The following is a 14,409-nucleotide window of genomic DNA, read 5'->3' as shown; positions in this document are numbered from 1 at the left end:
GCTTAGTATTCGACACACTAAAGGCTACCGGTCTTTTCTTTTTTTGTAAATAAGTAAATTGGTCTACAAAAAAGATTTCCACGACCAGATGAATTATTCATCCAACCTATGAAAATCTTACACTAACAAAAAAGCCGCTTATCATGCATACGCATCATAAGCGACCGAAGATTATTTAGGCTTAGTTAAGAGCTTTCTTAGCTTCGTCAACGAGTGCCTTGAATGCATCTGCATCGTTAACAGCTAAATCAGCTAACATCTTACGGTTAATGTCAATGTTAGCAACCTTTAAGCCGTGCATTAACTTGCTGTAACTAATGTCGTTCATACGTGCAGCAGCGTTAATCCGAGCAATCCAAAGTTCACGGAACTTACGCTTGTTGACCTTACGATCACGGAAAGCGTAAGTGTAACTCTTCATTACTTGGTCTTTAGCAGTCTTGAAAAGACGGTGCTTTGAACCACGGTAACCCTTTGCTAACTTCATAATGCGCTTGCGACGTGCACGCGTAACAGTTCCACCTTTAACTCGCATGTTGAAATCCTCCTACGTATATTAAATAGTTATTTTTGTGAAGTTTACTTAAATGGTAATAACTTCTTGTAACGCTTTACGTTGGTCTTGTCCATCATGCTCAAACCACGTAATTGACGACGTTGCTTCTTAGTCTTACCGTGGAAACGGTGACTAGTGAATGAGTTTCCACTCTTGAATCCACCATTAGCTGTACGCTTGAAACGCTTGGCAGCAGCACGGTTACTCTTCATCTTTGGCATAACTAATTCCTACCTTCTTAAATTAATTCTTTGCTTTATCAGCAGCCGGAGCAAGAGTCAAGAAAATACTCCGCCCTTCCATCTTTGGACGTTGGACAACAGTAGCGATGTCTGAAGTTTCTTCAGCCATTCGTTCAATCATGTCACGACCGATATCCTTATGGGTAATAGCACGACCACGGAAACGTAATGAAATCCGCACCTTATCGCCCTTTTCAATGAACTTACGAACACGCTTTAACTTAACGTTAAAGTCATTAGTATCAATTGATGGACTAAGGCGAATTTCCTTAACCGTTATCGTCTTTTGCTTCTTACGAGCTTCACGCTCTTTCTTTTGCATCTCGAAACGGTACTTCCCGTAATCCATAATGCGGGCAACAGCTGGGCGTGCCTTTGGTGCAACTAATACTAGGTCTAAGTTAGCTTCTTCAGCTAACTGTAGTGCTTCACGCTTAGACTTAATGCCTAGTTGTTCACCATCTTGACCGATTAACCGCACTTCCCGTGCACGAATACCGTTATTGACAATCATATCTTGTGCTATGGCAACGCACCTCCAATTTTTTTAGCGAAAGATCAAGCAAAAAAGCGAGGTACAAAAGTACCCCGCTTCATAACAACGACCTTATCCTAGTGGTCGATTATCATTCATCTCGTCAGCCCGGCAATCGATATCACCTAGGCGAGAAGCGGGTGCTTCTGCTTTTTCTTTCAACGTTTATTAGCTTACTAAATTCAAAGTTTAATGTCAAGAACTTTATCCCTTATCACGCAAATTCTTTCCTTCCATTTCAATCTCTCGTGATAAGTACTTAACTCTTTCCATAATTCGAGCTGCTTTGAGGGGCTCATTATCGCCCTGTGCATTGATAGCAAGATGGTTATTTTGCAACTCCTCCATTGAAAAATTAGAACTAAAGAAGGTTGGTAACTCCTCTTGCATCCGATATTCTAAGATCACGCCTAAAATATCATCTCTTACCCAAGTTGTCATTGCACCAGCCCCAATATCATCAAGCATTAAAATCGGGGCTCGTTTAATAGCATCCAATTTTTCCCCTGTATTGTTTTGCTTAATTGAATTCCGCATTTCAACAGCAAAACTAGGGAAATGGACCATCGTTGTTGCAACACCTTTACTCTTAGCGAGTTCATTAGCGATTGCTCCAAGAAGGTATGTTTTTCCGACCCCAAATTGCCCATATAAGTAAAGCCCTGGTTGGAACTTGTCTTTTTGATAATTATCCGTAAAGTCCATGGCTGCTTGAATTGCCTTTGTTCGTGTATTAGTTTGGGTATCTTCATTTAAATAGTAATCATCATATGACGCGTTTTTAATGAACTTCGGCATATTAATTGAGTTAACTAGCCGTTGAATATAACGTTGGCGCTGCCGTTCCAATAATTGTTTGGTTGGAACATAGGTTACGTCAATCTGCCCTGCACTGATAACTAATTGTGGGGAATATCCTGGGGCAACAGTTGGCACGCCTTTTTCAATTAATTGCTTTTCATGAAAAAACTCATAAAGCTTTGACTGTCCCCGTTTAATTGCTTCTTTACTAAGACGGTCACGGTTTTCGTTTAAAAACGCTTGAACATCTTTATCCGCATAGACCCGCTTCATCGTTTGCTGGATATTGTTTGCGATATTTTGCCCACGCATTAACTCTTGTAAAGTTTTATTTAGTGACTGCATGCTGCCACCTCCTTTAGTTGCTACTTCTTCTTCCGATTAGCGATCCGTTCACGCAATTTAGCAATTTCTTGTGAGGAAGCCTTTTTCATCAGCTCACTCGTATCTTTTTTGCTCCATGCTGGCATCGGTTCTTTAATCGTCTTGCGCCACTTATTTTTCTTTGGCGTCTTCGTTTCCCTTTTCTTTTCTTGCGACTGCTTGTTGAAGGTCTTTAATTGAACGATGGCTTGCTCTCCATTAATTACGCCATGCTGGAGCCAGTTATTGGCAATTGCATCGACAAAATTAGCAGTCAAAGTAGCATTCCCCCTATCACTAATCACATACCAAGTTAAGATATTAATAGCATCTTGGGTCAGCTTTTCTTGTGCTACTAAACCTGTCAGAATATGGCGTTCACCTGAAGTTACATAACCACCCGTCTGACCTTTAAGGACCTGCAAAAATTCAACTGGAGAATAATCCTTAGCTGTCGTCAATAATTCTTGATCTTTACTGGTTAGTTCACTATTTTTATTTGTTACGGGCGCTTCTTTTTCCGCTACTTTTGTCGTTGAAGAATAGACAATATTATAGGCAGACGCAACAATTTGCTTAAATTTCTGCGGATTGAAATGATTTGTTTTCAGATCAATCGACCGCAAAACCAATGTCTTCATCGTTGACGCATCAATCCCATATAATTGATGTTCTAATAATATTAGGTCTCGATTATTTTCAAGATCGGCACTGACAATTGGCTGATTAGCCAGCAAGTGAATTAGGGTTGACCAATCAAAGTCATCGCTCATCCCCGCAGTTAACCGGGGTTGTTTTTCTACTGGTGCCTGTTTTCGCGCCGTTAAAATCGCTTGTGGCGTTTCAGTAATTGACTGCGAGTTAATATGAAATTCTTCAAAAAAGTTGTGACTAACATTAGTTAATGAAGTGTTAGAAGAAGCAAGCTTGTATTGCCGACTTTGCTTAGTCAAACGTTCAAATGCTTCATCTCCTACTTCCTCTAAAAGTAAAATACTCAGCAAGTTATCAGCTAAAAATTTTTCTGGAGTAAGGGTCGGCTGCAATTCATAAACGTATACGTCCCCGATCTCATCGTGCTGGAAATAAGTCTGAACTAAGCCAACTGCCTCTAAACGATGAAGAGCCTCCAGTACTTGTTGGCCCCCAGCATTTACCTGGGCTAACAGGTCACTTTGCAAGGTCCGGTTAGCAATCGTAGGATTAGGCAGCAGGCGCGCTTTTAACGCATAAAAAAAGCTAAACGCAACTGGTCCTAAAATTGGCTGATAAAATGTTGCAAAGGTCTGGTCACTAAAACTAATAAATGCAGTGCTGGCCGTAACAACGTAACCGGCTTGCGGATCAAAAGCTGCTGCAGTCATTTTACAGCCCTCCTCAATTATTTTTTATGTTCTGCCTTCATCATTGTTTCAAGTTCGCTCATAAAGGCGTCAACGTCCTTAAATTGACGGTAAACACTTGCAAACCGAATATAGGCAATCTCATCGACGCCTTTTAATTCGTTCATCACAAATTTACCAATAATTTGACTGGAGACTTCGCTTTCACCAATGCTCCGGATTTGTTTTTCCACTTTATCTGCAATCTTGGTCAATCGCTCCATACTAACCGGTCGTTTTTCTGCCGAGCGCACAATTCCATTGAGAATCTTTTGGCGACTGAATTCTTGGCGCGTGCCATCTTTTTTAATTACTAGTAGTGGCGTTTCCTCGTACCGTTCAAAGGTTGTAAACCGAAAGCCACAATGAATGCACTCACGACGACGACGAATAAAGCTTCCGTCTTCGCTTGGCCGGCTATCGACAACCCGTGATCCATTTTTGTGACAATGTGGACAGCGCAATGTGTCCCCCTCCTTTATAGTATAAGTACTTTATTTTACCACATTTTACTTTGCTTTTAGCTGCTTTATTAAGGATGCAACCTGTTTTTGCAAGGCAGCCTGATCACCATTATTATTTATTTTAAAATCCGCTAACGCTTCTTTCTCTGATAATGGCATTTGGGCAGCAATTCGTACTTGCGCTTCTTCCTTAGAACAGTGATCACGAGCCATTAATCGCTTAAGCTGAGTATGTGGATCAGTATAAACCACTACCACATAATCACAATCTTCATCATAATGTTGCTCAAATAATAATGGTACATCTAATACTACAAGAGGCACTCCCTGTTTCTTCAAGGTATCGGCTTGCGCAAAGCTGGCATCATAAATCAATGGCTGAAGAATCTCGTTAAGTTTTTTCAACGCTTCTTTATCATTAAAGACAATTTTAGCGAGGGCCGGTCGATTGAGCTTACCCGTTGGCAAAAGTACTTTCGGACCGAACACTTTGACAATCCTCGTTAGTCCAACCGAATCTGGCTTTTGAACTTGTCGTGCTACTTGGTCAGCATCAATCACCGGAATCCCCGCCTGCCGCAAAATATTGCTTACCGTTGTCTTTCCAGTTGCAATGCCACCTGTTAATCCAACTATTTTTGTCATTTCCTATTCCTTCAATGCTTGACAGTGGGGACAAAATGTCGTTCCACGTTCAGCAACCTTAATTTTAACCATTTTCGTGCCACAACGCGGACATTTATCCCCCGCATGACCATAAGCTTTTAAGCAATTTTGGAAAGCGCCGGCATCACCAAATGCATTCGTAAAACTATGCACAGTGGTTCCCTTGTACTTAATTGCTGTCGCCAGTTCTTTGATAATATTTTCCCGTAATTCAGTAATCTGGTTAGCCGTTAAAGTATTAGCAGGTTGCTCCGGATTTATCCCCGTCATCCACAGTACCTCATCAACATAAATATTACCCAAACCGGCAACGTGCCGCTGATTGAGCAAGAATGGCTTAATCTTTCCCCGACTCTTTTTTAATTCAGCTATAAAGTACGGCAAAGCGAAAGTATCTTCTGTCGGTTCAGGACCAATTGTCTTCAAACCGCCGACATTCATCTCCTCACCGGTTTTTACCAATGTCATTCGACCAAACTTACGGGTGTCTTGATAACATAATTCCGTGCCATCCGTAAATTTAAAGACAACATGGGTATGTTTATCAATCGGGCCGCCAATCGGTTGGTTGTAATATTTTCCTTCCATGCGGAGGTGCGAAATCATCGTCAAATCATTAGTAAAACGGAAAAGAAGATATTTTCCTCGCCGATCAATATTTTCAATCGTCTGTCCAATCAATGCTTGTCGAAAATATTCAACGTCATTGGTAATTGTTTTCCCATAGTAAACGTCAATCGCATTAATTTTACGCTTAACGGCAATCTTCAACAAACCGCGGCGAACAGTTTCAACTTCTGGTAATTCAGGCATTTAATTCCTCCAATCTATTTTTTAAGGTCATACCAGGTATCCCCATACTTACTATCTACTTTAAGTGGTACATCCAACTTAACGGCTGAATCCATTACTTTTGGCACTAATTCCGATAGAACCGGGATTTCTTCCTTGGGGGCCTCAAAGACTAATTCATCATGAATCTGCAAGAGCATTTTTGCCCTTAGATGACGTTTTTCAAGTTCATCCTGCATCCGGATCATCGCAATCTTAATGATATCAGCAGCACTCCCTTGAATTGGGGTATTCATTGCTGTCCGCTCGGCAAATGATCGCTTGCTGAAACTTTTGGCATGAATGTCTGGTAAGTAACGACGGCGATGGGTAATCGTCTCAACATAACCATTTTCTTTAGCAAACGCAATCGTGTCATTGATGTATTTCTTTACGCCGGGGAATTCGTGGAAGTAATTTTGAATAAATTCATGAGCTTCCGCACGACTAACATGAATCCGTTGTGCCAGTCCGTAATCACTAATCCCGTAAACAATTCCAAAATTAACTGCTTTTGCCCGGCGTCGCATATTACGGTCAATCTCGGCATCAGGAGCTAGGTGAAAAATCCGGCGAGCTGTACTGGCGTGAATATCTTCCCCATTTTTAAAGTCTTCCTGGAGGTTCTTGTCACCAGTGATATGAGCGAGAACCCGTAATTCAACTTGCGAATAATCTGAAGAGAAGATTTGCCAGCCTTCATGACTAGGCACAAACGCCTTTCTGATTAAGCGTCCTTCTGGCAACCGTACTGGAATATTTTGCAGGTTAGGATCAACAGAGGACAAGCGGCCAGTTTGCGTTAACGTCTGTAAGTAACGCGTATGGATCTTCTGGTCATTTGAATGGATAACTTTCAGCAAACCAGTGATATAGGTAGATTGAAGCTTGGCAATTTGGCGATATTCCAAAATCTGCTCAACAATCGGGGACTTATCAGCTAGCTTTTCAAGCACATCGACTGCAGTGGAATAACCGGTCTTGGTCTTTTTGATCACTGGTAATTTCAATTTTTCAAACAGAATATGGCCCAGTTGCTTAGTGGAGTTAATGTTAAATTCCTCACCAGCTTCTTGATAGATCTGACTTTCAATTTCTGATAGCCGTTCAGTTAATTTACTACCCATATCTTTCAAAGTTTGTGCATCTACATGGACACCCGCGATTTCCATTTTTGCAAGAACCCGGGTTAGCGGTAATTCAATATCGGTATATAGCGGCGTTTGCTTATTTTCGTCTAATTTGGCAAAAAGATCCTTACGAAGATGTTCAATTGCCCGCGCCTTCGTAGCCAAGTGACTAAAGAAGACCTCGTCATCATCAGGCACCGCGCGCTTAGCACCTTTACCATAAACTTCTTCATCTGTTCGTACATCATCATAACCGTGTTCCTGAGCTACTTGTCCCAGATCGTTACTATTGTCATTAGTATTTAGAAGGTAAGATGCCAAAAGCAGATCAAAATTAATATTTTCAAGCGGAATACCGAGGCGATGAAGCCCAACGACTTGCGTCTTGGCATTGAAGACATTCTTCTTAACGCTATCACTCTGGAGCAAATCTTTGAGGGGCGCCTCTTTAAGCAGGTCCACATCTCGACTCGTAAACCAGTGTCCTTCATTGCCGACCACAAAACCAGCGAATGGTGACGTGTGGTAGTTTTCTGCTGGCATTTCAAGGTAAAAACTGACTTCACCCGTCAATTGTCCTAGTTCGTCTAAGTTATCCTTAGTTAAAACCGTGTAGTCAATTGGAGCAATCTCAGCTTCATCTTTGTCGCCGGCCCCATCGATATCCATCTTTTTCAAGAAAGATTTAAAGCCCATCTCTTTATAAAACTTAATCAAGTCATCCGTTTGTGGGCCTTGGTATTGCAAATCATCTAAGCCAATTTTGAGCGGAGCATCCCGAAGAATTGTCGCTAACGTCTTACATTGGCGAGCAATCTCTTCATCCTCAATCAAATGTTCTTTCATCTTACTCTTTTTGAGGTCATCAATATGGTCATAAAGCTCTTCAACTGAACCAAACTGTTTTACAAGCTTGATTGCCGTCTTTTCCCCAATTTTAGTTACACCAGGATAATTATCGGAAGAATCACCCATCAATGCCTTCATATCAATTATTTGACGTGGGGTAATTCCTAATTTTTCTTCGACATGCGCTGGCGTATAGTGTTCCGTGTCAGTAACTCCCTTGTGAGTAACGGCAACGGTTGTATTTTCACTTGCTAACTGGGTAAGGTCCCGATCTCCAGTTACGATCAACGTCTTGTAGCCAGCATCATCCGCCTGCTTAGCCAAAGTACCGATAATATCGTCAGCCTCATAGTTAGCTAATTCATAACTATGTAACCCAGAGTCTTTGATCAATTCGCGCACATAAGGGATTTGCTCGGTCAATTCATTAGGCGTCTTGTTTCGACCACCCTTATAGTCATCATACATTTTCGTCCGGAAGGTTACTTTTCCTGCATCAAAGGCTACTAAGGCAGCATCCGGTTTAAAGTTTTGCAATACGTGATCAAGCATTAACTTAAAACCATAAATCGCAGCCGTATGCAAGCCGTCCTTATTTGTAAACTTGTCCATTTGGTTATGCATGGCAAAAAATGCCCGGAAAACAATACTATTTCCGTCAATTAACAATAATTGTTTTGTCATTTAATTCCCGCCCTTCTATCGCTAATAGTAATTGTACCAGAGAATATAGCAATGGTTTAGTTTCTTGACCAAAGATTTAAGTTATAATTAAAATGAAAAACATTAGATGCGAGATGAAATTCATGGATAAACTCATTAACTATCAAAAGCCAGCAGAAGCACGTCTCTTTGCCCTCCTTCTTACTTTCAGCGGTGGCTTCATCGATGCTTTTACATATATCAAATGCGGACGCACGATGGCAGCAGCCCAAACTGGCAATATCATTTTCCTTAGTGCCGCGCTAGCAAACCATAATTTTCTCGGTGTTGTTGACCGCCTGGGATCATTGATCGCATTTATTCTTGGATTAGCAATGGTCAGTATCCTGCACGCTCATTTAAGAACTGATTATTGGCGAGTAGTTTGTCTGTTGCCGATTTTATTAGTAGGAGCCATTATCGGTTTTCTCCCGGATAGCTTTCCTGACTATCTGATGGTACCAGCCGTGTCATTTGGTCTTGCAATGCAAAGTGCCGCTTTCAGCAAAATCGAAGGGCTCGGTTATAACAGCGTCTTTACAAGTGGCAGTGTCAAAAAAGCTGCTGTTGCCTGGAGCGAATATTATTTTCATCACGATCATTCGCAACGATCAGCTGCCTTTAGTTATCTGATGATCGTGATCTGTTTTACGCTCGGCGCGATCATTTCTGCGCAGTTGCTTCCTTTTTTCCGAATGAAAACTATCTGGATTGCAACGTTTTTGATTCTAATAACCGATAGTTCTTATTATTTAACAAAAAAGAATGCTAAAAATTAATCATTTAAAGTAGGAAAAAGGCTAAGAAAAAGTTTTTGCTTTTTCTTAGCCTTTTCAATTAATTTCGCTCACTCATTCCAAAAATTTGAAGAAGTGAGATGAAGAGGTTTACGAAGTCTAAGTACAATTGAAGGGCACCTAGAACAGCTAAACCATTCGTTGATACTTCACCACCATAGTTAATGTAGATTTGCTTCATCTTTTGTGCATCCCAAGCTGTCAAAACAGTAAAGATAATAACAGCGATAAAGGAGAAGATGTAAGCAATGGCAGGACTTTGTAAGAACATGTTGATCAGGTAAGCAATCATTAAAGCAATCAAGGCAGCCATTGCGTGAGCACCAAACTTACTTAAGTCACGCTTAGTAATGGTCCCGTACAAAGCCATCGTGACAAAAACAGCCGCAGATGATACGAAGGCTGAAGCAATGCTTGCTCCCGAATAAACACCAGCAATAATTGCAAACTCAACACCATAAATTATCGCCGTCAGCATCAGCATAATAAATGCCCCAACTGGGTTCCGCGTAGCACTAAAGCTTACCCCCATTGACAAAGCAATCGGTAGCAATAAGATAATCCAAACCATGCCAGGGTGAGCACCAAAGAAACCGAAAACAGCACTCCGGAATACCCCCATGGTCAAGTAAGCACTGAACGCAGAAACAAGAACTGCCAGCGTCATGTTTCCATACATTCGGGTCAAGAAACTATTCAAACCAGCTGCATCAGTAACAACCCGACGCCCTGATTCTTGAGAAAAGTTATTCATCAAAACTCCCTCTTTCTATTTAATTTGACTTTATTTGACTAATTATAAAAATGGTAGCAGAGGCCACCATTTCATTCAAGTAAATCTTTAATTATTTTAACAATTCTTTGTACTTTTCTTCATACTTTTCAACGTCACCGGCACCCATGAAAACAACTACTGCATTATGGTATTGCAAAAGTTTGTCCATGGTATCCATGTCGATACCTTCACTACCTTCAATCCGTTGCTCCAAATCGGCACTAGAAACATTTCCAGCATTTTCACGAATTGAACCAAAGATTGGGGTAACAAAAGTCTTATCTGCCCGGCTAAGTGATTCCGCAAAGCCATCGATATAAGCGGCCAATCGTGAGTATGTGTGCGGTTGGAAAACAGCGATAACTTCACGATCTGGGTACTTCTGCCGAGCCGCATCAATTGTTGCTTTAATTTCGCTTGGGTGGTGAGCATAGTCATCAATAATGGTCGTATCCGCAATATCAGTCTCGCTGAAACGACGCTTTACCCCACTAAAGTTGGCTAGTTCTTGTTGAATCTCATCCATATTCATGTGTTCCATGTAAGCAACTGCTAGCACTGCTAAGCTATTAAGGACACTGTGTTCACCGTATAAGTGAATGGTGAATGTGCCAAGCTTTTGGTCGCGGAAGTATGCATCATACGTTGAGCCTTCTGGTGTTCGTTGAATATTTTCTGCCCGGAAATCATCATCTGGGTTAGTTCCATAGTAGTAAACCGGAACATCAACGTTTAAGTCACGAAGACTAGGATCGTCTCCCCAAGCAAAAATTGCCCGTTGAACTTGCTTACCGTACGTTTCAAATGAATCGCGGACATCTGCCAAATCGTTGAAGTAATCAGGGTGATCAAAGTCAACGTTCGTCATAATTGCATAGTCTGGGTGGTAAGCAAGGAAGTGATCACGGTATTCATCAGCTTCAAAAACAAAGAAGCGTGCGTCCGCATTTCCTTTCCCTACCCCATCACCGATCAAGTAGCTGGTTGGTTCTACCGCTGCTAATACGTGTGATAACAATGCAGTCGTACTGGTCTTCCCGTGTGCTCCGGCAATCCCAATACTAGTATGATTCTTAACCTCATTTTCAACAGCCTCAGGGTAACTTAAAATTTTAAGGCCTAATTCATGTGCTCGTTTAATCTCTGGGTGATCATCATCAAAAGCGTTTCCTTGGATAACAATCATCCCCGGTTTCAAATTGGCTGGATCAAATGGCAAAATTTTAATTCTCGCCGCTAACAATGGCGCTTGTGTAAATGTTTCCTTTTCAATATCTGAACCTAGTACTTGGTGTCCTTTGTCATGAAGGATACGTGCTAAAGAGGCCATCCCGGTCCCTTTAATACCAACAAAGTAATATGTATTTTGTTCCATCAATCCAATTCCTTTCAACAATTCAATTTAAAATAAATGCGAGGGGTAGATCAGCAACTATGATCCATCCCTCACTAAATAATAAAGCATTATAAAATTTTGGCAATAGTAATCAGCTGTTTTTTGTTAGTTTTCTGGGTAGAACGTATCAGCCTTGGCAAAATCAACTGGTTCACCGACTTCTTGCCAATCATCAGGAATAATGAACAAACCCTTTTCATCAGGAGCGTTCTTAATCCGTAGTTCACGGAAACCACAAAGCATGCCGTCACTATCGACACCCATCAACTGACCAGGCCAAATGATCTTACCGTCTGGCATCATCGCACCAGGACGAGCAACTACGACTTTAATACCTTCCGCAACATTAGGAGATCCGCACACGATCTGGACAGTCTTATCATTAGCAATCCGTGTTTGCGTTACCTTTAAGTGGTCAGACTTAGGATGGTCAGTGATCTTTTCAACATAACCAACCACAAACTTAGGATCTTCGTCAGCTGTTAAGAGCTTATCGAAGCCCGCTTCTTGTAACTTTGCATTTAATTTTTCAACTTGAGCGGCATCTAAAAATACTTGCCCGTTTTCACTTGTTAATTCTGGTAAGGTCTTGCTGGCGTTCATAAAGTTATAGCCAAGTAATGCACCATTTTTTTCAGCGGTGATCTGAGCTACATCATCAGCAATCTTAGTAATTTGGTCATCCGCATCTGGAGCGGTAATAACGACTAAAATGTCGCCTAATTCATTGGGATTGTAACTTGAAATTAACATCAAATATTCCTCTCTCTAATATAATCTACCATTTTATATTATTACATAAAAAGAAGACTATGAAAATCTAATTTAAAACTAAAGAAGGCTGAATGATTCAGTCCCTTTATTTTCACAGCCTTCTTATTTTACTTCAAATTGTTTAAAAAATCTTCAACTTGTTGCTTAGTTTTACGATCTTTATTGACAAATCGACCAATTTCTTTACCATTATCATATACAATGAAGCTTGGAATTCCAAATACATTTAATTCAGCAGCGAGGTCGATGTTTTCATCGCGATCAACTTCATAGAAAGTATAATCACTGAAGTCTTGTTCGATCTCAGGCATTGCCGGCTTAATGAAACGGCAATCTGGGCACCAATCAGCTGTAAAGAAAAGGACGACCTTGCCATTGCCAATAGTTTCAATTAATTGATCTTCTTTTAATTGTGGTAATCTTTTCATAATCCTCATCCCTATACCATTTTAGCAATATTATACCATGCTTCTTATCTATTGTAAGTAATCTGCTTGCAAGGACTAGATATTTGGATTTTAATAATTAAAAATGATAGAATAAATAAGAAGTTAAGAACGGATTAAATTTAAATAGTGAAGGAAGCAATCATATGAATGCAAACAATAACTCCCTCAACCCCTGGCTGATTCCAGTCACATTAGGTGCATCTGGAATCGCCGGTTTTATCGCTGGTAAACTTTTTGGTAACCGCCAAATATCTGCTGATCGGATCTTAAAATTAGTCAAAAACGATTTTGCAAGTGAAGGTTCTTTAACCGGTAGCTGGATCAATGATAAAGCAATACCTTTTCAACGATTTGCGGTTAAAACCCATGCTTATGAAGGTGGCGTTTCTCGTCTAGAAGATGGCGAAGAAGTAGATTACGAGTTTATTGCTGATGCATATACTGGTAGTCTATTAGAATTAAAACGTATTGAGAATAACTAGAGCAAAGGCTGGGGACAAATTTCCCAGCTTTTTTAATTAAAGGAGGATATCATGAATCTTAATGATGCAATCCAAGAATGTTGGAGCAAAATTGACGAGGGACAAGTAGCAACCTATATTCCCGCTTTAGCAAAAGTTGATCCTTATCAACTTGGCGTTTACCTTTTTGACGTCACAAATGATAAAAAAGCAGAAGCAGGCGCATCGCAAGTTCGGTTTGCTATCGAAAGTGTCTCGAAAGTAATCACCCTCCTCTACGCAATTGAACGTTTAGGCTTGTCAGCAGTTGAAGAGCAAGTGGGAACACGCCAAACCGGCTTCCCGTTCGATACAATCCTTAACATGGAAATCACTAAAGAGAAGCACCCCCTCAATGCTTTTATTAATAGTGGCGCCATCCTCATCAGTTCATTAATCGAAGAACAAGATGGGCTTTCTCCCTTTGACCAAATCCTTGAATTTAGTCGTAAAATCTGTAATGATCCCGATATCACCCTTAATGAAGGAATTTACCAATCGGAGTTGCGAACCGGGGATATGAATCGGTCGTTAGCCTACTATCTCAAGGCCAAAGAAGTCCTCACTAATGATGTAACCCTTAGCCTTGATACCTATTTTAAGCAGTGTTCAATGATGGTCACTTGCCAAAGTCTAGCTAATCTCGGCGCTGTCCTTGCCAATGATGGGATCGCTCCTTGGAATAATGAACGAATCATTTCAAGCGAGGCCGCTACATATACAAAATCGGTCATGATGACGACTGGCCTCTACAATGAATCGGGAACTTATTCCGTTAAAATCGGTGTCCCCACTAAGAGCGGTGTCGGGGGCGGTTTAGTTTCTGCTGCTCCAAATCATTACGGGATTGGGATTTTCAGTCCAGCACTCGACCATGCTGGTAATAGCGTTGCCGGGCTAGCACTCCTTGAACTCATCAGTAAAAAATTAAAGCTTGATATATTTAGGTACTAACTGCAAATATCCGCCTTCTTATTGAACCCAACGAAATTAAATTTAACGTTCAATTCAATTTCGTTAATTTACTATTTTAATGCAATCTTTCGGTCTATTCTCAGGGTATTTTTAGTCCTGAAATGTCAATTTAAATTAGAAAAAAGGTGAAAGTTGTTCTTCTGTGACATGACTCAAGAATACTTCTAATGGTGTACGATAATTAAGAGATTTTCGTGGGATATTGTTGCGACGATGCATTAG

Annotated in this window: 16 protein-coding genes, 1 pseudogene and 1 other annotated feature; of the genes and pseudogenes, 3 read left to right on the top strand and 14 right to left on the bottom strand. The window is 40.7% G+C overall.

Annotated features, from left to right (window positions below):
• Positions 1 to 181: 181 nt before the first annotated feature.
• The 9 genes from rplT to polA all read right to left on the bottom strand — a co-directional run bounded on the left by rplT (position 182) and on the right by polA (position 8,503).
• Complete coding sequence (rplT, locus tag CBG10_RS06270; protein ID WP_003664105.1) at positions 182 to 535, bottom strand: 50S ribosomal protein L20; 354 nt, start codon at positions 533 to 535, stop codon at positions 182 to 184.
• Between the two features lie 44 nt (positions 536 to 579).
• Positions 580 to 777, bottom strand: a complete 198-nt coding sequence (rpmI, locus tag CBG10_RS06265; RefSeq protein WP_003664106.1) for a 50S ribosomal protein L35 — start codon at positions 775 to 777, stop codon at positions 580 to 582.
• Between the two features lie 22 nt (positions 778 to 799).
• Complete coding sequence (gene infC, locus CBG10_RS06260; protein ID WP_003664107.1) at positions 800 to 1,312, bottom strand: translation initiation factor IF-3; 513 nt, start codon at positions 1,310 to 1,312, stop codon at positions 800 to 802.
• 42 nt (positions 1,313 to 1,354) lie between these two features.
• Positions 1,355 to 1,491: a sequence feature (ribosomal protein L20 leader region), on the bottom strand.
• 46 nt (positions 1,492 to 1,537) lie between these two features.
• Positions 1,538 to 2,479, bottom strand: a complete 942-nt coding sequence (dnaI, locus tag CBG10_RS06255; protein ID WP_094512047.1) for a primosomal protein DnaI — start codon at positions 2,477 to 2,479, stop codon at positions 1,538 to 1,540.
• A gap of 20 nt (positions 2,480 to 2,499) precedes the next feature.
• Complete coding sequence (locus tag CBG10_RS06250) at positions 2,500 to 3,861, bottom strand: replication initiation and membrane attachment family protein (RefSeq protein WP_094512045.1); 1,362 nt, start codon at positions 3,859 to 3,861, stop codon at positions 2,500 to 2,502.
• 17 nt (positions 3,862 to 3,878) lie between these two features.
• Positions 3,879 to 4,343, bottom strand: coding sequence for a transcriptional regulator NrdR (nrdR, locus tag CBG10_RS06245; protein ID WP_003668489.1), 465 nt, complete (start codon positions 4,341 to 4,343; stop codon positions 3,879 to 3,881).
• Positions 4,344 to 4,388: 45 nt separating this feature from the next.
• Positions 4,389 to 4,988 (bottom strand): dephospho-CoA kinase, encoded by a 600-nt coding sequence (gene coaE / locus CBG10_RS06240; RefSeq protein ID WP_094509351.1) that lies wholly within the window; start codon positions 4,986 to 4,988, stop codon positions 4,389 to 4,391.
• A gap of 3 nt (positions 4,989 to 4,991) precedes the next feature.
• Positions 4,992 to 5,822, bottom strand: coding sequence for a DNA-formamidopyrimidine glycosylase (gene mutM, locus CBG10_RS06235; RefSeq protein ID WP_094512044.1), 831 nt, complete (start codon positions 5,820 to 5,822; stop codon positions 4,992 to 4,994).
• A 14-nt stretch (positions 5,823 to 5,836) separates the two neighbouring features.
• Complete coding sequence (polA, locus tag CBG10_RS06230; protein WP_094512043.1) at positions 5,837 to 8,503, bottom strand: DNA polymerase I; 2,667 nt, start codon at positions 8,501 to 8,503, stop codon at positions 5,837 to 5,839.
• A gap of 122 nt (positions 8,504 to 8,625) precedes the next feature.
• Between polA and CBG10_RS06225 the strand changes: the two genes are divergently transcribed.
• The gene (locus CBG10_RS06225) at positions 8,626 to 9,300 is read left to right on the top strand and encodes a YoaK family protein (protein ID WP_003664115.1); all 675 of its coding nucleotides are present in this window, start codon (positions 8,626 to 8,628) and stop codon (positions 9,298 to 9,300) included.
• 58 nt (positions 9,301 to 9,358) lie between these two features.
• Here CBG10_RS06225 and CBG10_RS06220 read toward each other — a convergent pair whose 3' ends face one another.
• From CBG10_RS06220 to CBG10_RS06205, 4 genes are all read right to left on the bottom strand, one after another.
• Complete coding sequence (locus CBG10_RS06220) at positions 9,359 to 10,072, bottom strand: Bax inhibitor-1/YccA family protein (protein ID WP_019251378.1); 714 nt, start codon at positions 10,070 to 10,072, stop codon at positions 9,359 to 9,361.
• 91 nt (positions 10,073 to 10,163) lie between these two features.
• The gene (murC, locus tag CBG10_RS06215) at positions 10,164 to 11,468 is read right to left on the bottom strand and encodes a UDP-N-acetylmuramate--L-alanine ligase (RefSeq protein ID WP_094512041.1); all 1,305 of its coding nucleotides are present in this window, start codon (positions 11,466 to 11,468) and stop codon (positions 10,164 to 10,166) included.
• Between the two features lie 126 nt (positions 11,469 to 11,594).
• Positions 11,595 to 12,242, bottom strand: coding sequence for a YtpR family tRNA-binding protein (gene ytpR / locus CBG10_RS06210; RefSeq protein WP_094512040.1), 648 nt, complete (start codon positions 12,240 to 12,242; stop codon positions 11,595 to 11,597).
• A gap of 128 nt (positions 12,243 to 12,370) precedes the next feature.
• Complete coding sequence (locus CBG10_RS06205; protein ID WP_003664132.1) at positions 12,371 to 12,691, bottom strand: thioredoxin family protein; 321 nt, start codon at positions 12,689 to 12,691, stop codon at positions 12,371 to 12,373.
• Positions 12,692 to 12,855: 164 nt separating this feature from the next.
• Between CBG10_RS06205 and CBG10_RS06200 the strand changes: the two genes are divergently transcribed.
• Positions 12,856 to 13,194, top strand: a complete 339-nt coding sequence (locus CBG10_RS06200) for a PepSY domain-containing protein (RefSeq protein ID WP_003675767.1) — start codon at positions 12,856 to 12,858, stop codon at positions 13,192 to 13,194.
• Between the two features lie 51 nt (positions 13,195 to 13,245).
• Positions 13,246 to 14,166, top strand: a complete 921-nt coding sequence (gene glsA / locus CBG10_RS06195) for a glutaminase A (RefSeq protein ID WP_094509356.1) — start codon at positions 13,246 to 13,248, stop codon at positions 14,164 to 14,166.
• A gap of 135 nt (positions 14,167 to 14,301) precedes the next feature.
• Here the strand turns inward: glsA and CBG10_RS06190 are convergent.
• Positions 14,302 to 14,409 (bottom strand): annotated as a pseudogene (locus CBG10_RS06190) (IS30 family transposase); the annotation flags it as partial.

Origin of the sequence: Limosilactobacillus reuteri (assembly GCF_002254085.1) — a bacterium.
Lineage (GTDB): Bacteria > Bacillota > Bacilli > Lactobacillales > Lactobacillaceae > Limosilactobacillus > Limosilactobacillus reuteri_K.
The sequence above is the reverse complement of the archived record's forward strand: the minus strand, read 5'-3'. Positions and strand labels throughout refer to the sequence as shown.